At 53.9% G+C, this 23,150-nt stretch carries 15 protein-coding genes; 10 read left to right on the top strand and 5 right to left on the bottom strand.

What is annotated here, in order from left to right; all coding sequences use genetic code 11:
* Window positions 1-45: 45 nt before the first annotated feature.
* The 4 genes from HQ37_RS00350 to HQ37_RS07990 all read left to right on the top strand — a co-directional run bounded on the left by HQ37_RS00350 (window position 46) and on the right by HQ37_RS07990 (window position 4,428).
* Window positions 46-825, top strand: coding sequence for a lysophospholipid acyltransferase family protein (locus tag HQ37_RS00350; protein ID WP_036878669.1), 780 nt, complete (start codon window positions 46-48; stop codon window positions 823-825).
* 13 nt (window positions 826-838) lie between these two features.
* Window positions 839-1,849: a GNAT family N-acetyltransferase gene (locus HQ37_RS00345; protein ID WP_052080643.1), complete on the top strand. Its 1,011-nt coding sequence runs from the start codon at window positions 839-841 to the stop codon at window positions 1,847-1,849.
* A 134-nt stretch (window positions 1,850-1,983) separates the two neighbouring features.
* Window positions 1,984-3,165: a tRNA 2-thiouridine(34) synthase MnmA gene (gene mnmA, locus HQ37_RS00340; RefSeq protein ID WP_052080642.1), complete on the top strand. Its 1,182-nt coding sequence runs from the start codon at window positions 1,984-1,986 to the stop codon at window positions 3,163-3,165.
* A gap of 66 nt (window positions 3,166-3,231) precedes the next feature.
* Window positions 3,232-4,428, top strand: coding sequence for a phosphatase PAP2 family protein (locus tag HQ37_RS07990; RefSeq protein ID WP_160215053.1), 1,197 nt, complete (start codon window positions 3,232-3,234; stop codon window positions 4,426-4,428).
* Between the two features lie 85 nt (window positions 4,429-4,513).
* Here HQ37_RS07990 and HQ37_RS00330 read toward each other — a convergent pair whose 3' ends face one another.
* Complete coding sequence (locus HQ37_RS00330; protein WP_036878667.1) at window positions 4,514-6,079, bottom strand: L-lactate permease; 1,566 nt, start codon at window positions 6,077-6,079, stop codon at window positions 4,514-4,516.
* A gap of 225 nt (window positions 6,080-6,304) precedes the next feature.
* Here HQ37_RS00330 and HQ37_RS00325 point away from each other — a divergent pair, with 225 nt between their 5' ends.
* The gene (locus HQ37_RS00325; protein WP_036878665.1) at window positions 6,305-7,450 is read left to right on the top strand and encodes a hypothetical protein; all 1,146 of its coding nucleotides are present in this window, start codon (window positions 6,305-6,307) and stop codon (window positions 7,448-7,450) included.
* A 613-nt stretch (window positions 7,451-8,063) separates the two neighbouring features.
* Here HQ37_RS00325 and HQ37_RS00320 read toward each other — a convergent pair.
* Window positions 8,064-8,537, bottom strand: coding sequence for a hypothetical protein (locus tag HQ37_RS00320; protein ID WP_036878662.1), 474 nt, complete (start codon window positions 8,535-8,537; stop codon window positions 8,064-8,066).
* Window positions 8,538-9,053: 516 nt separating this feature from the next.
* Between HQ37_RS00320 and HQ37_RS00315 the strand changes: the two genes are divergently transcribed.
* The 5 genes from HQ37_RS00315 to priA are packed head-to-tail and all read left to right on the top strand — an operon-like array spanning window position 9,054 to window position 18,279.
* On the top strand, window positions 9,054-11,009 hold the full coding sequence (locus HQ37_RS00315) for a DNA topoisomerase IV subunit B (RefSeq protein WP_036878660.1): 1,956 nt from the start codon (window positions 9,054-9,056) through the stop codon (window positions 11,007-11,009).
* A 40-nt stretch (window positions 11,010-11,049) separates the two neighbouring features.
* On the top strand, window positions 11,050-13,551 hold the full coding sequence (locus HQ37_RS00310; RefSeq protein ID WP_081951689.1) for a DNA translocase FtsK: 2,502 nt from the start codon (window positions 11,050-11,052) through the stop codon (window positions 13,549-13,551).
* Between the two features lie 30 nt (window positions 13,552-13,581).
* On the top strand, window positions 13,582-14,217 hold the full coding sequence (locus HQ37_RS00305; RefSeq protein WP_052080640.1) for a hypothetical protein: 636 nt from the start codon (window positions 13,582-13,584) through the stop codon (window positions 14,215-14,217).
* A gap of 59 nt (window positions 14,218-14,276) precedes the next feature.
* On the top strand, window positions 14,277-15,746 hold the full coding sequence (locus HQ37_RS00300) for an FAD-dependent oxidoreductase (protein WP_036878659.1): 1,470 nt from the start codon (window positions 14,277-14,279) through the stop codon (window positions 15,744-15,746).
* Between the two features lie 16 nt (window positions 15,747-15,762).
* Window positions 15,763-18,279, top strand: coding sequence for a primosomal protein N' (gene priA, locus HQ37_RS00295; protein ID WP_036878916.1), 2,517 nt, complete (start codon window positions 15,763-15,765; stop codon window positions 18,277-18,279).
* A gap of 173 nt (window positions 18,280-18,452) precedes the next feature.
* Here priA and HQ37_RS00290 read toward each other — a convergent pair whose 3' ends face one another.
* From HQ37_RS00290 to HQ37_RS00280, 3 genes are all read right to left on the bottom strand, one after another.
* Window positions 18,453-20,195, bottom strand: coding sequence for a hypothetical protein (locus HQ37_RS00290; protein WP_036878657.1), 1,743 nt, complete (start codon window positions 20,193-20,195; stop codon window positions 18,453-18,455).
* A gap of 49 nt (window positions 20,196-20,244) precedes the next feature.
* Complete coding sequence (locus tag HQ37_RS00285; protein ID WP_036878654.1) at window positions 20,245-22,569, bottom strand: TonB-dependent receptor; 2,325 nt, start codon at window positions 22,567-22,569, stop codon at window positions 20,245-20,247.
* A gap of 109 nt (window positions 22,570-22,678) precedes the next feature.
* Window positions 22,679-23,050: a hypothetical protein gene (locus HQ37_RS00280; protein ID WP_152566736.1), complete on the bottom strand. Its 372-nt coding sequence runs from the start codon at window positions 23,048-23,050 to the stop codon at window positions 22,679-22,681.
* Window positions 23,051-23,150: the final 100 nt, after the last annotated feature.

The raw sequence follows: 23,150 nt of genomic DNA, 5'->3' as shown, positions 1-23,150 counted from the left end.
CCCTTTTGTAGCCCTATCCTTTAACCCCTATATGTCCATCATACAATGACCACTACTAAGAAGAACCCCCTCTGGCGTACACTCTTTCTCCTGTACTATTTCCCCATTGGTCTACCCCTCTTCCTCTTGGTGACCATCCTCACCACACTGCTCATCATCCTTGGTTGTAGTATAGGCTTAGGCGATGCTGCCAGTCGCTATGTGGGAATGGCTTGGTCGAGAGTCTCTCTGTGGCTGCATCTGTGCCCGATCGAGATCCGCTCTCGGGAGCATCTGCCTCGGTCTGGGAACTATGTCGTGATCGCTAACCATCAGAGTGCCTTCGACATCTTTGCCTTATATGGCTATGTCCCACTGCCGTTCAAGTGGGTGCTCAAAGAGGGCCTGCGCAAGCTCCCCTTGGTGGGTTGGGCCTGCGAGAGTGCTGGCTTCATCTTCGTTGATGACACCAAGCCCTCGTCCATCACACAAACGATGCAGGAGGCTCGAGGGGCACTCTCTCGAGGGTACTCCATTTTCATCTTCCCCGAAGGAAGTCGTACCCCTACAGGGCGAATGCATCGTTTCAAGAAGGGGGCTTTCCTCATGGCTTCGGAGCTTGATGTACCTCTGCTCCCAATCAGTATTGATGGAGCGTATGACATCCTGCAGCGTGGTAAGCTCCTGCCACACCCTCACAAGATACGCCTTACCATCCATCCTGCTTATCGGGTCAGCGACCTCGGTGAGGCCCCTATGAATATCCTCTATGCCTCCCGAGAGGGGGCTAGTCGGATTGCCTCCGTACTGCCCCAGGAGCAAGAGGCGAAGGGAGTTTCACTGTAACCGACACTCCATAATGAAGATCGCTCGAGAGGGTAGCCTCGCCGATGGCCGCCTCGTGTGTCGGGATATGGCTCGTGGCTGTGTCGCAGGGTGGCTCAGCTACAAGCTTAGGGATCGGTACATCCTCATGGCCGAGCATACCGTTGTGGAGGATGCCTATCAGGGGCAAGGTCTAGCTAGGGAGCTGGTTGAGGCTCTCGTTGCCCTCTGCCGAGAGCGTAAGGTGCTGCTCGAGCCTGTGTGTAGCTATGTCGAGCGCATGGCCATCCGTAGGCTTGACTGGCAAGACCTACTTGAGGCTGGGGATAGAGCTCCAGAGATCCTCGCATGGTTGGAAGAAGAGGGGGATGAGGAGCGGGCTAGGATGCTCGGACGGTATTTCAAGACTGGGGTGGGAGAGTATGCCCATGGAGATCGCTTCGCAGGCATCTCCGTACCCAAGCTTAGGGCTCTGCTCAAGGAGCTCGGGCCGCTCTCTCTCGGCACTATTGAGAGCCTCATTACGAACCCACTGCACGATGCCAGATGGCTGGGCTTCGTAGCCCTAGTCCAGCGAGCCTGTGGGGCTACCTCGAGCCAGACGAGGGAGCAACTATGTCAGTACTACCTCGATCGTGTAGACTACTGCAACAACTGGGACTTGGTCGATAGCTCCGCCCCCACTATCCTGGGCCTGCATCTGCTTGATCTACCCTCGGACGAAAGGCTTCAGCGGCTTCTGGAACTAATCAAGGAGGATCATCTCTGGCGACAAAGGATCGCTGTCGTAGCGACACTGGGCCTTATCCGACGGGGCAGCTATTCGGAAGCTATTGAGCTGTCTATTCGGCTGCGGAATCATCGCCATGACCTCATACACAAGGCCTCTGGGTGGATGCTGCGAGAGGTGGGCAAGAGAGATCGTGCCCTTCTCCTGCATACCCTCTACCTCTATGCCCTAGAGCTTCCCCGCACGACGTTGCGCTATGCTATCGAACGCCTCAGTGATGAGGATCGTCGGCACTACATGACCCTCCGCCGTTAGAGGCTTTGACGAAGCATAAAGCCTCTCTCATCTCTGGCGCAATGTTTAGGGCGGTTGCCCTGGTTTGTAGAAGTGCCTGTCCTAGGTGCTGGTAGAAAAGGCTAACTTTGTCCCGCATATTAGACCATAGCTCTATGAACGAACTCTCCCCCACACTCGAGCGTATTCGTCGCTCAGGCCTTTCTCATCCCCGCATTGCTGCTCTCGTCTCTGGAGGCGTGGATAGCTCCGTCGTCGTGCATTTGCTCTGCGAGGCGGGCTTCAAGCCCGACCTCTTCTACATCAAGATCGGGATGGATCAAGATGGCTTTGAGGACTGCTCGTGGGAGGATGACCTCGCCATCGTGGAGATGCTGGCGCATAGGTATGATTGTCGGCTCGAGGTCGTCTCGCTGCACGATGAGTACTGGGAGCGTGTGGTGCAGTACACGATCGATACGGTTCGCAAAGGCCTCACCCCCAACCCCGATGTGATGTGCAATAAGCTGATCAAGTTTGGCTGCTTCGAGGAGCGGTGGGGGCATGCCTACGACTTCATCGCTACAGGGCACTATGCCACGACCTGCTATGTCGGTGATCAGCTCTACCTCTCTACCGCTCCCGATCCGGTTAAGGATCAGACGGACTTCTTGGCTCAGATCAACTTCGCTCAAATCTCGAAGCTCCTCTTCCCTACGGGGCACTTGCTCAAGAGCCAAGTGCGAGAGATCGCTGCACAGGCGCAGCTGCCTAGTGCTCAGCGCAGGGATAGTCAGGGGATTTGCTTCCTGGGTAAGGTGAACTATAATGAGTTCATTCGTCGAGCTCTAGGCACTAAGCCTGGGCGTATCATCGAGCGAGAGACTGGGCGGGTACTGGGTAAGCACAACGGATACTGGTTTCATACCATTGGTCAGCGTAAGGGGCTAGGCCTCAGTGGAGGGCCTTGGTTCGTGGTCAAGAAGGATATTAAGCGAAATATCATCCTCGTTAGCCAGGGCTATGACCCTAAGGATCAGTACGGAGAGCACGTAGAGATGCAGGGCTGCCAGTTCATCAGTCTAGATCCATGGTCTTGGCAGCTGCGTCGTGAGGGGAATAGCCCCTCGGATGCAGTCTTGCCAGCCGAGGAGCGTCGGCCTATGGAGATCTGCTTCAAGATCCGCCATACCCCAGAGATGTCTCACGGGCTCCTCGTCTATGATGTAGAGAGGGGCAGCTACCGCATTGATAGCCGAGAGCCTCTACAAGGCATTGCCCCTGGGCAGTATGCCGTGATCTACGACCCTGAGGGGCGGATCTGCTTCGGCAGTGGGATGATTACGAGGGGATACTAGATAGAGGGGATGAGAGCGATGAGGCGACTTCTTACAATTCTTGCGGCACTGATGCTATCCTGGCCTATGGCCCAGGCACAGCAGCCCCTCGACAGCATAGCCCGAGAGGCAGGGTTCGAGGGCTCGCCTATGCATCATGCCTTTCGTAGCGGCTTGCCACTCATTGGTATTGGTTTGGGGTACAACCTATACAACTCCCATGTGCGAGATATACGCCAAGCCTATGTGCCGAAGTTTCGCCACCACTTCGATGACTACACTCAGTTTGCCCCCTTGGCTGTGCAGCTAGGCCTTCGCCTGGCGAAGGTCGGGGGCTCGAGCCGAAGTCTCAGGCAAATGCTGCTGGGCGACCTCTTCGCTAGTGGGGCGATGCTGATCGTTGTCTCAACGACCAAGGAGCTCACGGCTGTACAACGCCCCGACGGTTCGTCTCGCAACTCCTTCCCCTCGGGCCATACGGCTATGGCCTTTACCTCTGCCACGCTCCTACACCTGGAGTATGGGGCGAGGTATCCCTGGCTCTCGAGCCTTGCCTATGCTGCAGCCAGTGCAGCAGGGGTAGGGCGTATCCTCAACAATCGCCACTGGATTGGCGATGTAGTAACGGGGGCTGGTGTGGGCATCCTGAGCGGACATCTCGGCTATTGGCTCTCCGACCTCTTATTCCCGAGGGAGCAGAGGAGGGGGGCGATGGCTGGGTCGCAAAGGCTCTTCGACGACTTAGACCTCTGTCTCCTAGTGCCTGTGCGCTATGCTTCCCACTCCCCGCAGCTCCCCTCTCGAGGTCTACGGGCCGATTTGGTCTCGGCTGGCATTGGGCTAGGCCTACGCTATGCAAGCCCCCAACGGCACTACACCGCTCATCTAGAGGCTCGGGCTGAGCGACATCGGTTGGAGTATCCCGAGGGTGAAGGCTCTACTGCTGTGCAGGCTGCCAGTATGAGCCTTGGGGTCGCAGTGGGACGAGAGTTCTCTTTCATCGACAGACGGCTGAGGCTAGAGCCTATGCTTGCCCTAGAGGCCTTTCTCGGCAAGGGTCAAGAGCCGCAGACAGGGCCGAGCCTTAGCGCAGTGAATAGGATCGTCGCTCGAGCGCAGCTCTCTGCCTCGTGGTGCTTCACCGAGAGACTAGGCTTTCGCTTAGACGGTGGATATTATTTGGGCTCAAGGCAGCTGAAGCTTAGCGAGCTGGGGGGTGAAGCCCCTGCCAGCCTCTCCCTCTCGAATTGGTCTGTTGGTTCTTCGCTCATCTTCGCCCTCTAAGAGCCTCTTCGCTCTCGATACAACAGGGGCTGCCCATAACATTGTGGGCAGCCCCTGTTGTATCTTCTAATCCAGTTGTAGAGGGCTAGTGAGGCAAGGCTAGGGCTGCGCAGCAGTAAACTGTAATCCCCACGATGAGGACGTAGAGGAGGGCATAGGGTAGGGCCGAGCGTAGGATTGCTCCCTCCTTCCCTCCCTGACCACAAGCGGCAGTAGCGATGGCAATGCTCTGTGGCGAAATGATCTTGCCCCCAGTAGCCCCCGCAGTATTGGCCGCAGCAAGCCAGGCTCTATCCATCGAGAGCTGATCGGCAACCTGGGCCTGAAGCCTCCCGAAGAGGATGTTAGACGAGGTGTCGCTCCCTGTGGCGAAAGTGCCTAGAGCTCCGACCAAAGGGGCGAAGAGTGGATACCAGCCCCCAGTCGTCTCGACCAGTGTGTGGGCAATAGCCGTGATCATCCCGCTATAGCTCATGATCGCACTCATGGCAACGAGGCTGACAATCGTCGTCGCCGAGAAGCGAAGCGACCATATCGTTTGCCCCAGAAGACGAAGGAGTTGGATCGGCCTTAGTCCCTGGAGTAGGCCTCCGACGAACGAACCCAGCAGAAGCATCAGAGCTGCATTCGAGAGCCACCCGAAGCGGAAGATCTCGCCCGAGGTGTAGATAGGGAGCTTGATCTCCGAGACCCCGTGCGTCCTGAGCCATAGGCTTACCCCTCCGCCTAGGGGACTGGCTATGAGGATGAAGAGGAGGATGCAGCCGTACACTGCCCAGGCACGTAGCCCGCCCTGAGGCCTAACCTCTCCCTCCTCCCTCCGCCTGGGCTCTCTGAGACGAGCATAGATGAGGATGAAGAGGATGCAGGCAAGGCTACCGAGTATCGCAGGCGTCTCCGCCCCGATGAAGTAGGCCGAGGCAAATTGTACTGCGAGGGAGATCCCCCCGACAGAGAGCGAGAGGAGCAGGTTCGACAAGAGCATTGACCGCCTGCTGTCGGTGAGGTAGAGGATAACGAAGGGGACGAGGAACATCAGGGCCGAGAGCTGAAGGATCACATCCCCCGCTGTAGCCTGGATCTCTAGCGTCGTAACCTCCTGGCCAAAGGCCTCCTTGGCTAGAGTAATGACGGGGACTCCGACAGCCCCAAAACCAGTGGCCACACTATTGGCTATGAGGGAAACTAGGGCAGAGAATCCTGGAGCAAAGCCTAAGCCGATCAAGATCGCAGCAGGGATGGCAACGGCTGTCCCGAAGCCTGCCATACCCTCGAGTAGCCCCCCGAAGCCCCAAACGATGAGCAAAACCTGTAGCCGTCTGTCGCTCGAGATACGGGTGAACTGTGCCTTGATCACCTCTATCTGCTTGCTCTCGAGCAGCACATTGTAGCTGTAGATAGCCATCATGATGATCAGGAGGATGGGGAGCACGGCCTTGAGCACACCCTCGACGAAGGCCCATCCGACCCCCGAGGCGGAGTAGCCCTGCGGGAGGTAGGGGGCGAAGCCCTCCAGTCTAGGGACAACCATGAGGGCCAGGAATGCAGCTGTCGCTAGAGCGCAGAGGGCACTCTTGTCCCCCCTCATCTTCAGGGCAAGCATGAGGACAATGAGCAGTGCAATAGGGAGTAATGCCAGTAGTGTAACCATCGTCAAAGGGGATAAGCGTTTGGTTGGGCTCGCCTCTTACTCCTCATCCCGGATGGGGAGGCAAGCAAACTCGTCGCAAAGTTATCCAAATCGCCCTATATCGGGATGTGGATGAGCTCGAGGAGGATGACCAGTTGGCATGAGAGATCGATCTAGGTCTCGTCCCGGTGCAACTTTCTTTTCACTACCTTTGGAGTGGCGTACAAACATTAACTTTCGGTCGATATGAAGCGAATAATTACTCTGCTTGCCCTGTGCATCCTATCTCTGAGCTTGGCCCAGGCTCAGAGCTATATCGTCGATGATAACCTCATCGACTCGGCTAGCGTTTATACGATCCGATGGTCTAAGGATCAGACCATCGAAGTCCCAGGCGAGGAGGCCTTCAAGCTACCCATGGGCCATGTTGTTCAGGTACAACGCACCCTGAGAGGAAACTCCGACTACACTGCCTTCTACTACTTGGGTGAGCTCTATGCGATCTCGAGCCGCTACCTGCTCTTCAGCCCTGACAATCCCGAGGGAGTGGAGGATATACTCGGGGATACGAGCTCCAGGACGAACCATACGACCCTGGGGAGGTTCTTCGGCACGATGACCCCCTATTGGATCATTGCCTCCCTCTTTGTGGCGGCTATTGCCTTCATGTTCTTGGGCTTAACCTTTACGCTACTCAGGCGCATAGCCCTCTACGTCGTCCCTGTGTGCATCCTGCTGGCCTCTCTGCTCGAGGTGTGGGCCTTCTGGATCATGGGCAACGAGGCCTTTTGGTGGTGCGACAAGGAGCTCTATGGCTTTTGGGGCTCTCTCTTTAGGGCCATTCCCTTCGTGCTCTTTGTAGCCTACCAGCTAGTCAGCATTAGGCTCTATGAGAGGCTCTTGCTCGGCGATCATGCTCGGCGGAGGGCTTCGCTCAAGCCGATGGCTATCAGCCTTGCGATCTGCGTCCCCCTTACGGCTGGTATGGTGATGCTCTGCTCTGCCATCAATGCCTCTGAGACTCTGACCCAGGTGCTGACCATCTTGACGCTGGCCCTCTCGCTGGGGGTCGGCCTCTTCCTCTCTACTTGGAGGAATGTGCAGGCCATGGGGCGCAATAGGGGGCTCTCCTTCACAGCATTTGCCCTGGTGTATATGATCGCCTCGCTGGTAGCTGTCTATGGATTGGTGCTCATTTTGCTGCGCCTCGTCGTGCAGATTGCCCTCATCGTGGGGGCTATCTATGTGGCAGTCCTGGCCTTCAAGAAGGGCAAGGCTCGGACAGAGACCATGCCTGAGGTTGCCAGAGTCGATCATTCTGTCGATCGAGAGAGCCTCCCCGAGAGCTCTACCTCAGGCCCTATAGAGGTCGGGGCCGAGGAGGAGGCCTAGCTCTCTCTTGACCTTCGTAGCCTAAGCTATTTAGAGGGAATAGAGATCCCCGATAGAAGCCCAGCTGGTAGGCCTCTATCGGGGATTTCGTTTCCCTATTCAGTGTTCATTTACATCCCAACGGATGCTCTAGCTCGACCTGTAACTGATGCCTCGTGGCTTAACCACTTGTAGCCCTACAGACTACTAACTTATAGATTTTTCGCTGTAAGTTAATAGTTCATTGGCTACTAACTTATAAGATTTTTCCTTGTAAGTTAGCAGTCTATCCACTAGTAACTTATAAGAATTTTCGCTCCTACTTGGGCCTCTAGGGAGCCTCTAGAAGAGGTCTCGGTGGAGATCCTACTTATATCTCGATCGAGGCTTAGATAGGCTCGAGATGGCGATCCTACTTGGGTCTCACTTGCGATCCTATTTGGGTCTCTAGGGAGCCTCTAGAAGAGGCCTCGACGGCATCCCTACGGATCTCTCCACCGCACGCCTGAGGCCCTCTCTCCTGCGCCATAATGAAGGGGGAGAGGTGGCTGATGCTTCTCAGCCACTTCTCCCCCTTAATGAATACATGAGCACCAAGCCCCAGGACGGAGCGGTACTATGGCCTCGGCGATCGCTAGTCGCCTACCATCTTGTCTGCCTTACCCTTGTAGTAGAGGCTTACGGTGTGCTCCTTGCCCTCGTAGGTTAGCTTGCCGTTGGTCAGGTTGATCTCGGTGTCGCGCGTATTGGGGTCTACCGAGGTGTAGAGAGTCCCGCTATCAAAAACTTGCCCCTGGGCGGAGTTCAGGAGGAATATATTATGATCACCATTAAAATAGTAAAAGTATAACCCTATCTTCGCATTCAACTTCGTCAGGTCAATCGTCTTGCCATGCAGCTCAGCCGCTATGCCATCCACCCAAACCCAACTCCTGTTTTGCCTTGAGAGCTGTAAATTGACCATGATCCGACCTCTTGATTTATTATGCAGTGCTCGCACACTCTTAATCTCTAGCCTCTGTCCATCAATCATCACGAAGTTTTCTTTGGGGGGCTGGGGCGTATCTTTGTCTTTCGAGCACGCCGAGAGCACCAGGCCCACCGCCATTACTGCTGCAGCGAGTGCAAGCGTCTTGCCTGCNGGGCTGGGGCGTATCTTTGTCTTTCGAGCACGCCGAGAGCACCAGGCCCACCGCCATTACTGCTGCAGCGAGTGCAAGCGTCTTGCCTGCTATGCTCGCTAAGAATTTTGTCTTTGCCATTTCCGTTAGAGTTAAGTTAATCATGTTGTTAAAAAAGCTGTTTGCTCGCCCGCTCTCCGCTACTTAATGNCTAAGAATTTTGTCTTTGCCATTTCCGTTAGAGTTAAGTTAATCATGTTGTTAAAAAAGCTGTTTGCTCGCCCGCTCTCCGCTACTTAATGTTCTTGCCCAACCTCAATCTGCTCACAAGTTTACACCTTTTTATTGATTGTTGCAAGTTTGAGGCGATTTTTTTCCTCGGATCGTCTGTCCTCTTGCCTACAAGCCCGATCGATAGGCAGCCCGGAGCACTTCGGAAATGTGGCGAGATGGATGTTGGGAGATTTTTGTACCTTTGGTAGCCTTGCATGGCAAATCACAAAATGGCAATGAGTACGCAACAGCATACAGACTACAACGATAGCGATATTAAGACCCTAGAGTGGGACGAGCACATTCGTCGGCGACCCGGTATGTACATCGGTAAGCTAGGCGATGGCTCGCACGCCGACGATGGGATCTACGTCCTACTCAAGGAGGTTATTGACAACTCTATAGACGAGTACGTCATGGGGGCTGGCAAGAGGATCGAGATCAGCATCTCCCAAGGAGAGGTGCGGGTACGAGACTATGGCCGAGGCATTCCCCTGGGGAAGCTCATCGATGCTACCAGCAAGATGAATACTGGGGGGAAGATCGACTCTAAGGCCTTCAAGAAGTCCGTCGGCCTCAACGGTGTAGGGATCAAGGCTGTCAATGCGCTGTCGATCCATTGTCAGATCACCGTCTGGCGAGAGGGCATGACCAAGAGTGTGCGCTACAGCCATGCACAGCTGCTCGAGGAGGGCGAGGTCGTCGCCAGCGATGGGGCAGCGGGGACGGAGGTTGTCTTCCGCCCTGACCCTGAGCTCTTCAAGGGCTACCAGTATCGAGACGACTTCGTCGAGGCTATGGTCAAGAACTATGCCTTCCTCAATGCCGGGCTAACCCTGGTCTACAATGGCAAGCGTTACCTCTCCAAGGGCGGTCTAGCAGATCTACTCGAGGAGAATATGTCTGGCGAGCCCCTCTATCCGATTATCCACTTCAAGGACGACGACATCGAGATCGTACTGACCCATGCCAATCAGTATGGGGAGGAGTTCTACAGCTTCGTCAATGGGCAGAATACCACGCAGGGCGGGACGCATCTCTCGGCCTTCAGAGAGGTTGTGGCACGTGTGATCAAGGAGTTCTACGGCAAGAACTTCGAGTACAGCGATATTCGCAATGGTATCGTCGCCGCCATCAGCATCAAGGTCGAGGAGCCAGTCTTCGAGAGCCAAACCAAGACCAAGCTCGGCTCTAAGGATATGGAGCCTGGTGGGAGGAGCATTCAGAAGTTCCTCAGCGACTACCTCAGCAAAGAGCTGGACAACTACCTGCACATCCACACGGAGGACGCCGCAACGCTACTGCAAAAGATCCAGGAGAATGAGCGGGAGCGCAAGAGCATGAGCGGGATCACCAAGCTCGCTCGAGAGCGGGCTAAGAAGGCTAGCCTGCACAACAAAAAGCTCCGAGACTGCACCGTACACTTCAACGACCCCAAGGCGAAGAATCCCGAGCTGACCAGCCTCTTCATTACCGAGGGGAACTCGGCCAGTGGTTCGATCACGACCTGTCGCAACCCGAGCTATCAAGCCGTCTTCAGCCTCAGAGGTAAGCCCTTGAACTGCTATGGTCAGAGCAAGAAGGTGGTCTATGAGAACGAAGAGTTTAACCTCCTACAGGCTGCCCTCAATATCGAGGATGGATTGGATGGCTTGCGCTACAACCGCATCATCATCGCCACCGATGCCGACGACGATGGGATGCATATTCGCCTGCTTATCATCACCTTCTTCTTGCAGTTCTTCCCCGAGTTGGTGCGTCGAGGGCATCTATTCATCCTAGAGACCCCGCTCTTCCGAGTCTTCTTGCCCAACGATGGGCACAAGGGCGAGAGCTACATGAGTGCCCAGAGCTCTAGTGCCTCGAAGAAGGGGCGCAGCCGCAAGAAGGCCACTCCCGACACCGAAGCTCCAGCCCAAGAGACCAATATCTACTGCTACAACGAGGCACAGAAGCAGGAGGCCCTGGCCAAGCTCGGCAAGCGAGCCCTCGTAACGCGCTTCAAGGGCCTAGGGGAGATCTCCCCCGAGCAGTTCAAGGACTGGATCGCAGAGGAGAATATCAAGCTAGATCCTATTCGGATCAAGAAGGAGGATAATCTACAGCATCTACTCACCTTTTATATGGGCAAGAATACGCCCGAGCGTCAGAGCTTCATCATCGACAACCTCATCGTCGATGAGTGATCAACGAAGCGGTTATTCAACGATTTACTTTGTTTAGTTTATGGCCAAAAAGATACAGTCTCGCACTGCTGCCCCCAAACGCAAGAGCAAAAAGAAGGTTAGCCTAGAGAGCCGCCTCTTCGGAGAGAGCGGTGCACAGGGCTTTGCCTCGAGCTTCTTCTCGACCTTCTCCCTCAATCGAATACAGACGGTTGTGGGCTTGCTCCTATTGCTCTTTGCCCTGCTCTCAACGGTGAGCGTACTCTCCTTCTTGCCCACAGGGGCGCAGGATCAGAGCCTACTGCTCAAGCTCGACTCGGGAGTGCCCTTAGAGGGGCAGGAGAAATTCCTCAACCACTTCGGTGCTCTAGGGGCTAGGTGGGCGAACTTCATCTTCAATGGGATGTTCGGCTGGGGGAGCATGTGCATGCTGGTCTTCCTCTTTTGGATCGGCATCCTGATGGTGCGTGGGGAGCGTTCGGGCTATATCCCAGCCCTCCTGCGCTTCGTCAAGTATGCCTTCTTCATGATATGGGTGTCGCTGGCCATGGCCGCCCTACAGAGCCTCTTCTCCGTAGACTCTCACCTAGAGTGGGGGGGGGCACATGGCATACGATTGTATAACTATCTCATGATGCAGGTCAAGGGGTGGGGGTTGCTACTCATCCTACTCGCTAGCCTTGTGATCGGTCTGGTGCTGACCAACGATAGAGCTCTTGATCTAGTACAGCACCCAAGGCTACCTCGGCAGGCCCATATACCCCGCCTCGGCCTATGGGGGCGCATCAGAGGCTTTGGAGCAGGAGAAGTAGAGGCTCAGGAGCAAGAGCCCTCCGAAGAGGATCTAGACGAAGAGACTAACGAGGGGGATGCCCTCATGGCCGAGGATGAGCCTCTCGAGGACGAAGAGCCCGAGAGCGAGGAGGAGGGCGAGCTGCCCACCTCTGAGTCCTCACAGCAGCCTCTCTCCAGTACAATCCATTCGATCGATGGGCTCATCATTGAGCAAGCCCCAGAGGATGATCTCGTCGAGGTGCGCCACCGTAATCCGGGGTTAGCCCCAGGGGTAATGCTGGAGCACTATCAGATCCCCTCTATCGAGTTATTGAAGGACTACGAGCTGAATGCCCCAGTGCAAAACATGGCTGAGATCGAGCGCAATAAGCAGCGTATCATCGACACGCTTGCGAGCTTCAAGATGCGGGTAACCCCCAGTCGCATTACCATTGGGCCAGCCGTTACCCTATACGAGGTCATCCCTGATCAGGGGATCAAGGTCTCTCGCATCAAAACGATGGAGGAAGACATCGCCCTAAGCCTCAAGAGCGAAGGTATTCGCATCATTGCCCCTATGCCAGGTAAGGGGACAATCGGGATCGAGGTCCCAAACTCTACACCTCAGATTGTCTCCATGCGTTCGATCTTAGCCTCTCGCCGCTACAACGAACTGCGTGATAGCATGGAGCTACCCATCGGGATGGGGAAGACGATCACGAATGAGCCCTTTGTATTCGACCTCAGCCGCATCCCTCACCTCCTGATCGCAGGGGCTACGGGGCAGGGCAAGAGTGTCGGGCTCAATGCCATCATCACCTCACTCCTCTACAGCAAGCGACCAGAGGAGCTCAAGTTCGTCATGGTAGACCCCAAGATGCTGGAGTTCTCGGTCTATGAAGAGTTAGAGAACCACTTCCTAGCCAAGTTGCCCGACGTAGACAAGGCGATCATCACAGACATGACGAAGGTCGTCCCTACGCTCAACTCCCTCTGTATCGAGATGGATAACCGTTACCATCAGCTCACACAGGCTAGAGTACGTGGGATCAAGGAGTATAACCAACAGGTGCGCAACCGAGAGAATGTCGCCATCAATGGCGGTCAGCTAATGCCCTATATTGTCCTTGTCGTAGACGAATTTGCTGACCTCATCATGACCTCTGGCAAGGAGGTTGAGCAGCCCATTACTCGTCTAGCACAGAAGGCTCGAGCAGCTGGTATCCACATGATCATCGCCACGCAGAGGCCCTCAACAGATGTGATCACTGGCTTGATCAAGGCGAATTTCCCAGCTCGTATTGCCTTTAAGGTTTTCTCTATGATCGACTCTCGCACCATCCTCGACTCCCCTGGGGCAAACCAGCTCATCGGGCGTGGGGATATGCTCTTCTATCAGGGTAAGGAGATGATCCGCCTGCAGTGTGCCTTCCTCGATACTCCTGAGAGCGAGGCTATTGTTAGCCACATCCAGCAGCAGGAGAGCACGGGCTCAGCCTATATGCTCCCCGAATACATCCCCGAGGATGAGGAGGGAGGGGCAAAGACCTTCAACCCGAGTGAGAAAGACCCACTCTTTGAGGAGGTCGCCCGCATGGTCGTCAATAGTCAGATTGGCTCGACAAGCAATATTCAGCGCAAGTTCAACATCGGCTACAACAGGGCAGGACGCCTCATGGATCAGCTTGAGGGTTCGGGAGTGGTTGGGCCTCAGGGGGGGAGCAAGCCTCGAGAGGTCTTGATCAAGGATATGATGTCGCTGGAGCGCCTCTTCGAGACACTCCGTTAGAGAACCGAATGTTTCAATTGATTTCATGAAATGAACAAGATTATTTATAACCTAACCCTTTTACTAACAGTTGCTGCTCCCTGCCTCCTGAGAGCTCAATCAAATAATATTCTTGATCGAGCGCGCACGGAGCTCTCCTTTCATGCTGCTACTCGGGTCGAGCTACAAAGTACTTACTTCGAGGGCAAAGCAGAGCAAGGTGAGCGCACAGAGGCAACTCTCCATCTACAGGAGGGCCAGTTTCGCTTGACCTATGGCGTGATTACGGCCGTCTTCTCTCGTGGGGTATTAACCTACCACGATGCCTCGAGTAATACGCTCTACATCAGTGAACCAACGGAGGAGGAGCTCCTACAGCTGAACCCTCTGCTCTTCTTGAGCTCAGGGCATAAGCATTATAAGATCTCTGAGCTGCCTCAAACGAAACTTAATCATGTCCTACTCTTTACCCCGAGGTCATCTGGTAGCCAAATCAAGGACATCCAGGTGGGCTTCTCTAGGATCACAGGGCTGCCAGCAGAGGTGATTATTCTCTCAGGGGAGAATGTCTCTCGCCTAGAGGTTAAGATCAAAAAGATTGATGCAGTGGCTAAGCAAGCCGCAGAATACTTCCGCCTCAACAAGGGAATGTTTGCCCCAGGCTGCGAAGTTGTAGACCTACGTTAGGGCAATTATGAGGTCTATCGTAGACCCATCAGTTATAGAGCAGAAGAACCAACAAGACGATGAACCGAGAGGAACTGATCCAAGCACGCAGACAAGAACCCTGGCGGGCCGATCTGCGTAAAGCTATTGCCACGAAGGAGCGAATGAGCTTACCGAACCATAAGATGCCTCATCTCCAGGGCGATGAGCGATTAAAAGCCTTTTATAACGAAGTCAATCTGGGTTTTACAGAGGCTATGGCCATAGAGGAGTCTCGTCGTTGCCTCGATTGTCCTAAGCCTGGTTGTATGCAGGGCTGCCCTGTGGGCATTCACATCCCGACCTTTGTCAAGTATATTGAGCGAGGGGACTTGGCCTCGGCTCGAGACATCATCACTGAGACTTCCGTTCTCTCTGGGATCTGTAGCCGTGTGTGTCCGCATGAGAATCAATGCGAGGGGGGGTGCATTTATCCTGCCTCGCTGGGTAAACCCCCTGTCAAGATCGGTGCACTCGAGCGGTATGTGGCCGATTGGGCTGCTCGCACAGGCTACGAGTCTAGGCACGAGCAGGCTTCGAGCAATGGCCTACGCATTGCCGTCGTGGGGAGTGGTCCTGCGGGACTAGCCTTCGCAAGGGATATGGCCTTATGGGGTTATTCAGTAACAGTCTTCGAAGCTCTCTCGGTCTTGGGTGGTGTCATGCGCTATGGAATACCTGAGTTTCGTCTCCCTAGCGAGGTGATCGATCGGGAGATTGATGCTCTGAGGAGGTTGGGCGTAGAGTTTAGAACAAACACCTTTGTCGGTAGAGACCTATCTTTTGCTGACCTCAAAGCCGAGGGCTTTGTTGCTTGTTTCGTCGGCATTGGGGCGACAGAGGCGGGCTATATGGGCATCCCAGGGGAGGAATTGGCCGAGGTAACGGACTCGACCTACTTCCTGCGCTTAGCGAACCTACATCCCGAGGGTGAGCCTCGTCGCCATGAACTCCTCAATCTCACGGGTAAGACGGTCGCTGTAGTCGGTGGCGGTAATACAGCGATGGATGTGCTGCGGGTAGCTATTCGCCTCGGTGCAGAGCGAGCGATACTGCTTTATCGACGAACCGAGGTGGAGATGCCCGCCTGTCGAGAAGAGGTAGAGCAGGCTCTAGAGGAGGGGGCAGACTTTCGGATGCTTCATGTGCCGATCGCTTACCATGCAGGCTCGGATGGTCGCCTCGCCTCAGTGGAGATCCAGAGGATGTGCCTGGGTGAAGAAGATGAACAGGGGCGTCGCAAGCCAGTCCCTATCCCTGGAGATATTATCAGCATACCGATCGACTATTCGATCGTAAGTATCGGTTCGTCTGTTGATCCGACGCTGGCCCATAGCCTCGATGGTGTAGCGACAAATAAGTGGGGAAGCTATATTGTAGATGCCGACGGGGCGACAAACCTAGACTTCGTCTTCGCAGGAGGAGATGTCGCCCGTGGTGGGGCAACCGTTGTAGAGGCTATGGGAGATGGCCGTCGGGCAGCTCTAGCCCTTCACCAGCGTCTTGTTTAGAGGTCTCGATCGTAGTATGTATGTCGAGGTAATTCTTCCTCTGGACCTTCGTGAGCGGTATCACTATCGTCTCTCGGCGAGCCTTCGACTGCGAGGTCGAGGGCTCGTTGGTTGTCGGGCGGTAGTCTCGTTTGGTTCGAAGCGTTTTTATACGGGGATTATCCGCTCTGTAGAGGCCTCTCTACCACTGGGATTGGCTGAGAATAAGCTCAAAAGCATTGATGAGATCCTCGACGAAGAGCCCATCGTTTCGGAGCAGATGATCGAGCAGTGGGCTTGGGTCGCCGAGTACTATTGCTGTAGCCTCGGTTCGGTGCTGCGTACAGCTATGCCCCGAGCACTGCTACCAGAGAGCTCAACGGTGGTATATGCCTGCGAAGACTTCGAGGCGCAAACACCTCTGAGCGAGCAGGAGTACCTCTTCCTAGATCAGCTGCATCAAGAGCCTAAGCGATCACTAAGCCTCAAGGCTTTACAGCAACGCCTCGGTAGGGCAGATCTAAGCCGTCTGTGTACCCTACTCACCGAGATCGGGGCTATCTACACGGAGGAGGTTGTACGTTCGAGCTATAAGGTTCGCAGACAAAGGGTGCTACGCCTGCCTGAGGAGTGGATGGACGAAGAGAAGCATGATGCACTCCTCTCTACCCTCAGTCGTGCCCCCAAGCAACAAGCCCTCATGGCAGAGCTATTGGATCTATTTGCTGAGAGAGGATGGACATCCCCTCTGCCTCGCAGAGAAGTTCAGGCGTCAGAGCCTTCTCGAGGAGCTCTGATCACGGCTTTGATCAAGCGAGGCTGCCTCATCACCGAGGAGGAGGAGATCAGTCGACTGGATGCAGCCTCTACAGCCCTCGCAATCCGTCCGAACGAGGAGTTACTGCCCCCACCGAAGCTCGATAAAGCGGTAACCCTCATCTATGCACACGAGGTCGAATACAAAGAGCAGCTCATTGCCTCGCTCGTTGTCCAATGCCTCGAGCGAGGTGAGCAGGCACTCCTGCTCTCGCCCTCTGCCTATGGAGGGCCAAGTGCTGCTCGATTCATTTCTCGACTCGAGGCAGCTTGTAGCCTGCATAGGGTTTACCATTACCACACCATGGTCAGTGAAGAGGTACGAGTCGAGGTGTATTTGCGCCTAGCCCGAGAGACAGAGCCCTCCTTGGTTGTGGGCAATCGCAGCGCACTCTTTCTCCCCCTATCTCGCCTTGGCTTGATCATTGTAGACGAGGAACATGAATATCTGTACAAACAGCAGCATGTAGCCCCTCGTTTCCATGCCCGTGATGTTGCGGTGTGGTTGGGTGTACGTCGGGCTTGCCCTGTCGTCTTGACTTCTGAGACACCCTCTGCAGAGGTGCTCTTTAATACGCTACGAGGCAAGTATGGGCTCATCCACACCCCACGCTCTAGTCTTGATGATGGGCAGAGTAGATGCTCTATAGAGGTCATCGATCTCTCGGCCGAACGAGATAAGAGGAGCATGCGTTACGGGCAGATTATCTCCCGAAGGATGCAGTGTGAGGTCAATGAACAGTTGTCCAAAGGGCAACGCTCCCTGCTCCTGCAGAACCGAAAAGGCTATGCCCCACATATCGTCTGTGCCCAGTGTGGAGAGCGCATCCGTTGCCACTCGTGCGATGTCAGTATGCACTACTATCAATCCCTGGGGCGACTGAGCTGCTCCTACTGCGGTTATAGCCGTGTCTTGCCCACGAGCTGCCCTAGCTGCTCGGCTACCACAGTAGAGACATCGTATGGTTCTCAGCCCGCATTACGTCTCGTGGGGTATGGTAGTGAGCGGGTAGAGGAGGAGGCCTGCACACTTTGGGGACGAGAGCATATCCTTAGGATAGATAGTGTAAGCCTACAGAGTGCCAAGCGCATCCGAGAGATCAGCGACCAAATAGCTTCAGGAGAGGTGGATATAGTGATCGGGACACAGCTCATCAAGGGCCAACCCATTTGGGACAATCTCGGTCTCATCGCGATCGTACAGCTCGAGACGATCTTGGGCTTCCCTGACTTCAGGGCTGATGAGAGAGCCTTTCAGCTTCTTTACCAGTTGCGTATGAGGGCTGTATCGGCCCGCTCAGGGATGGATGAGCCGATGCGTATGCTCATCCAAACGACCAATCCGCTCAATCCCTTCATCGAGAGCCTGAGACATGAGGCCTATGATGATTTTATCAAGAGTATCCTCTCGGAGCGTCAGCTTTTGGGCTTTCCCCCTTTTACTAGACTAACGTACATTCATCTGCATAGCTTCGACGAGACACTCGTCGAGGCGGCGGGGATTACTCTAGTTTGCCTCTTGAGGAGGCTATTGGAGCATACCGAGGTCTTCGAGGCTCAGAGACCATATGTGGGGCGAATTGATGGGCAATACCTCCGGCGGATTATGCTCAGACGTCCCTACCAGGTATCGTATCGACAGGAGCGGGAGGCTATGCTGGAAGCAGAGGCTATGCTTCGTCGCCAGTATCCTGAGCTCTCTCGTGTGCGCATCGACTACGATGTCGATCCACTCTAAGACTCTAATCTCTCTCTAGGTAATATCATTCCTCGCCTACAGGCATGGGGCAGCTGTAGGAGAAATGATGAGCGGCAATGACGGAACAATCCGACATTGCCGCTCATTCTTTCTCGATCGAGGTCTGAGCCTAAAGATCTCTGAGAGTAATCAGTCTCTAGGCCTCGAGAGGCTTAGAACCAAGCCCCAGCACCTTCATCTCCGCGCTCACCCCAGCTACGGTTATAAAGATCATTTTTGATCTCCTCCCAAGAGAGTCCGAGGAGTTCCATGATGTACTTGAGAGCCTTCTGCTCAAGAGCTCCGAGCTCCTCTATCTTGAAGTTGGGTAGATCCTCTTCATCCACATCGGCAGGGATCTTTTCTATAACTTTTCTAGATGTTGGTACATAAATGGGGATAGAGAAGCGAAGTACTGCCTCACCATGCTTACGAAGATGTTCACTTGGCTGGTAATATGGTGATGCTTTGCCTGTGTTGGGGTCTACCTTGGCATTCTTCACATCCCAAAGCTCGATCACCATATCGAAAGATCTCTTGCTTTTGGGAAAGTGGAAGAAACCCTTATGGCCTATGGGGTTCGCAGCATCGTTGAACTTAGTATTCCTATCCTTATCTCCACTCTTGTCCCAAGGTGTAGTGTCTCTGTAGATGTACTTGATGAGGTCTTGGGTATTCTCCGTCTCCCCTGTCAGTGGATCGTCCAAAATCCCCTTAACATTGCTGGCGATGAAGAAATGCTGATAGTTATTTCCAGAGGCAATCTGATCGGTAATCTCTTGGTCTGCTTCGTTGTAGTAGCGTATCCAGCATCCATAGACCGGTGCTGGCAGCTTCGTTTCTTTATTGTATGGAGAGGCTTCGAGTACAGACTCGATGGCTAGGATCTTGTTGCCTTTGCTCTTGGCTGTCGTTACCCATTTGCCGTCCTGGTATTCTAGGTCTATCTCCTGTTCCAGTTTTAAGTAGGGACTTTTGATGTTTGTTGGCCCTGGAACATAGTGGAAGGAAGTCATGGAGTGTAGGTGCCCCATGAAGAAATTCATGTGGATACGCTTTACATTGAGCTTGTTCAAGGCCTTGGTAGCCTCTCCTGGTGTGCTGGGATTATCAGGTTTAGAAGGATTTTCTGGATTGGGGGAGGGTGCATTGGCATCCATATTGAGGTTTTCGCTTGCCTCTCCCACGTAGATAGGTAGTTTGACTGCTACATCCATATCACTGTTGGTACGTAGCTCTCCGCTTGGAGCCCAAAAGGGGGCAAGCCCAAACTTGTCTTTGGGAACGAAGCCATGCAGCAGATCTATATTGAGATTGAAGCGCACGTTGTCCTTAGTGAAGTTGATGATCCCCTTGAAGCCAATAGGATTCTCCTTACCTGTAAGACGGCCATTAGCCTCGTTCCATGGAGTGGTATCGGCATAGCGGTATCCATAGGGTAATGACTTGGGGTTGCGCACTAGGAGCTTGCTCTTGTTGTACATAGAGAAGAAGTGCTGATGGATTCGGTCTTGGCCGTTGTCAATGAACTGATTATTCATGTGCGCTCCCGAAGGGCTATAGTAGTCTACGAGTAGCACATATACTGTGTTGGGAGAGCTGAGGCTGCTCTTGACCTTGAACTGTTTGTTGGGACTGTTGTCTTCGACTGCCCAGCCCTTGGTCTTGCTGTCGGAGAAGCGAATGATCTGCTTCGTTTCCTCTTTGAGCTTCACATCCTTGATTGCTGGATTACCTGCAAAGGCCTCTGCACTTAGCTCTCCCTCGATGAGTGTGTAGACTGCCTGTTGAGGGTTCTCGTGCTTCTTGTCTTTGCGCTGATCTACAGGTTTCTCAGGGTTACATGATGATAACCCGAGAAGCATTCCCATGATGCCGAGCGTGGCTAGTGGGAGGAGAAGATTGGTTCTCTTCATCTGTTTTTAGTTTTTTAGAGTTAGTTATCGATTATTATAATGAACGTGATTAGAAAGTCCACCGCAGAGACAAGCGAACGTCTCTACCTGCATCGTGCGAGTAGTATCTTGCTCTGTTGGTGTAGTCCTTATATTGTTTGTTTAGGAGGTTGTCGCTTGATAAGGCAAGCTCTAGCTCTTGCCTCTTGCCTATCAGCCAGCTGTAGCTGGCTTCGAGGCCTACTAGATGGTAGGCTGGGGGGCTATTCGTGAGGTCTGTCTCGGGGTCGAAGCGTCTTTGTTTGTCTACGAAGCGATGCTTCACCGATAGCTCAAAGGAGGAGGTTGAGGAGCCTAAGCTCGGCCGCCACCCCACCTCTTGATCGACCCTGAGTGCAGGGATATAAGGGAAGTAACGCCCTGTATTACGCTCATTAGCCCACACCATCGATCCGACAATACGATACGATAGATCTGCGATGAGATCGAGCGAGAGGTCTAGATCGACCCCTCGAAAGAATGCATCTCGTTGCTGGAACAAGAACACAGGATAGTCGCCCGATATTGTAGTACGGATCTCTTTCGTTGGTTCATCGTAGATATACCCATCTATCCACTGTAGATAAGCGTCGAGTTGCAGACGTACTCTATGGCTTTGGTAGCTCAGAGAGGTGATCCATTTGTGGCTTAATTCACTCTTGAGGTCGGGCTTGCCGATGACGTATGTGGCAGAGCCGTGCTGCTGCCCTTGGCTGTAGAGTTCGTGCACATGTGGGGCTCGCCAGGCTAGACCTAGATTAGTCGTGAGTCGCCAGTACTCACCCAAACGATAATGTCCCCCAAGGCTATAGGTGATATTTGTGAACTGGTGTGGCCCACCATACAAATCTCCGAAGATGTCGTAGCCCAAAGCTTTCATACGCTGATGGTCTACACGCAAACCCAATTCTGCTCCCCAAAGGCGACGTTGGTACTTCTGTACGCCGAAGAAACCAAGCGTGTAATCTACATAATTGGGGATTACAGGTACAACCCCTGTGCCAGGCGTGTTGTAGTTGTTCGTGTAGGTGTAGTGTCCACCAGCCTCTGTCTGCCATGAGGTAGCATAGCTATGTTCCCAACGCAAGAGCTGCTGTAGTGAGGTGAGATTTAGTGCGAGAGTAGGGAAGTGCGAATTGTTGTTGCGTCTTATGGCATACTCCTTACGTTCGTCTCGCTGCCAAGAGCTCTGAGCGTATAGCTTACCCCAAGAAGCCTTATGGTTCGCCTTAAGTGTGGCAGTGTGATGTATGACATGATGGTAGGGATAGTCAATCTTTCGAGAGAAGGGAGTGAAAGTCAGTGGCTGTCCAATGCTTAGCAACTCGGCCATCTGATCCCTATTGCGTAGCTGGGCCGAACGCAAGATGCCGCCCCGGCTATCGTAACGGCTATAGAGGAGCTCTACCTCCCAAGCCTTGCGCTTCCAGCCGAGTAGGGTGGAGAAGTTCTGCTCCCTTACCCCCGTATTGTTGAGGATGTAGCGAGCGGTAGAGCGGTCTCCAGCATTGGTGTATGATCCTTGCAGGCGATAAGCCCATTCTCCTCCTAATAGAGAGCCCTCTACCGAGGCCATACTACTGCTGCGGCGTCCATTAGTCGCATAGAGTGTCCCGAGACTCCCTCGAACACTCTTAACTCCGTAGGGTAGACGCTTCTGCTCCATGAGGATGATTCCCCCGAGGGCTTCTGCCCCGTAGCGTACAGCATCTGCCCCCTTGACCACTTGGATTGAGTGGCTGCTACTCATGTCGAGTTCGGGGGCATGATCGTCGCCCCACTGTTGTCCCGACTGTCTCACGCCATTATTAACGATCAGGATGCGGTTGCCATACATTCCTTGGATGATAGGTTTGGCGACTGTAGTCCCATTTTGAAGCATACTTACACCGCTTACTTCTTGGAGGATAGCAGCTAGGGAGCTACCCATGGATCGAGCAATCTCGTTTGCGCCGACTTGACGGCTCACAGCGTTTACACTGACCGACTTGCGATCGGCATTAACTGTTAGTGTCGAGAGCTCTCGGACATCGGGATGTAGGCGTACTCGATAGATTTTGCCTGTGCGCTTAAGCTCACTATGCCTGATGATCAGACTACGATAGCCAATGGAGCTAATCTCTAGCCTGGTGCTGGGGCTTAGGCCTTTGATTCGATTGAGGTCGATAGTCCCTTCAAGACCTGTCAAGTACGAGATCTTGCCCACTAAGATGCGTACACCGACTATGGCTTCACCGCTCTCAGCATCCTCTATGAGCAGGAGACGGGGCTCTGGAGCAGAGCTCTGTGCACGAAGAGGGTAGCCGCATAGTAGGGCGATTACCAATAGCCAATGTCTAAACGAAGAGTAAGACATTAGTTTAATGTATATGAGTATGAAATAGTGTTTTTGATCAAGGATGCACACTAAAGTACTCTACGCCAACCTACAACGAGGGACGTAGTGTGATACTGTTAGAGCGAGCTTATAGGCTTGGGGGAGCCCTAAGGGCTGGGTGTGTGTTGGGCACAGCTGATCGCTCTCTCGCAACTATGGGAAGCAGGATAGAGAGCAACAGCGCATAGAAAGTTGAGACGAAGACCGCTCGGGCAGGTGTAGAAACTATGTTGAGGATCCCTAAATCGCACAGTACGCAGTGAGTATAGTCCTCCGCTGCTGCCTCGTCCGTCGCAACCTCTGCCTGAGCACAGCTATGGTGCGAGGCATAGTGCACCAGGTAGGAGCAGTGCAAGAGCAGCAGTACCCCAAGCATGATGCGAGCGAGAGCTTTGTATCGTGGACGAATATATTGCATGAGTGCCGTGTGGTAGCGACCGTCAGTTATTGGTTTTGCCATGCAAATATATAGAACTCTCTTTACTTCTCCAACTGTTTCGTCCCGAGATTTAGTCCCCTAGAGCCCCTTCGAGATCCTATCTACCACTCATGCGACCTAG

It is taken from the genome of Porphyromonas sp. COT-239 OH1446, from assembly GCF_000768875.1.
GTDB lineage: Bacteria > Bacteroidota > Bacteroidia > Bacteroidales > Porphyromonadaceae > Porphyromonas.
This window is presented reverse-complemented; position numbering and strand designations above follow the sequence as displayed.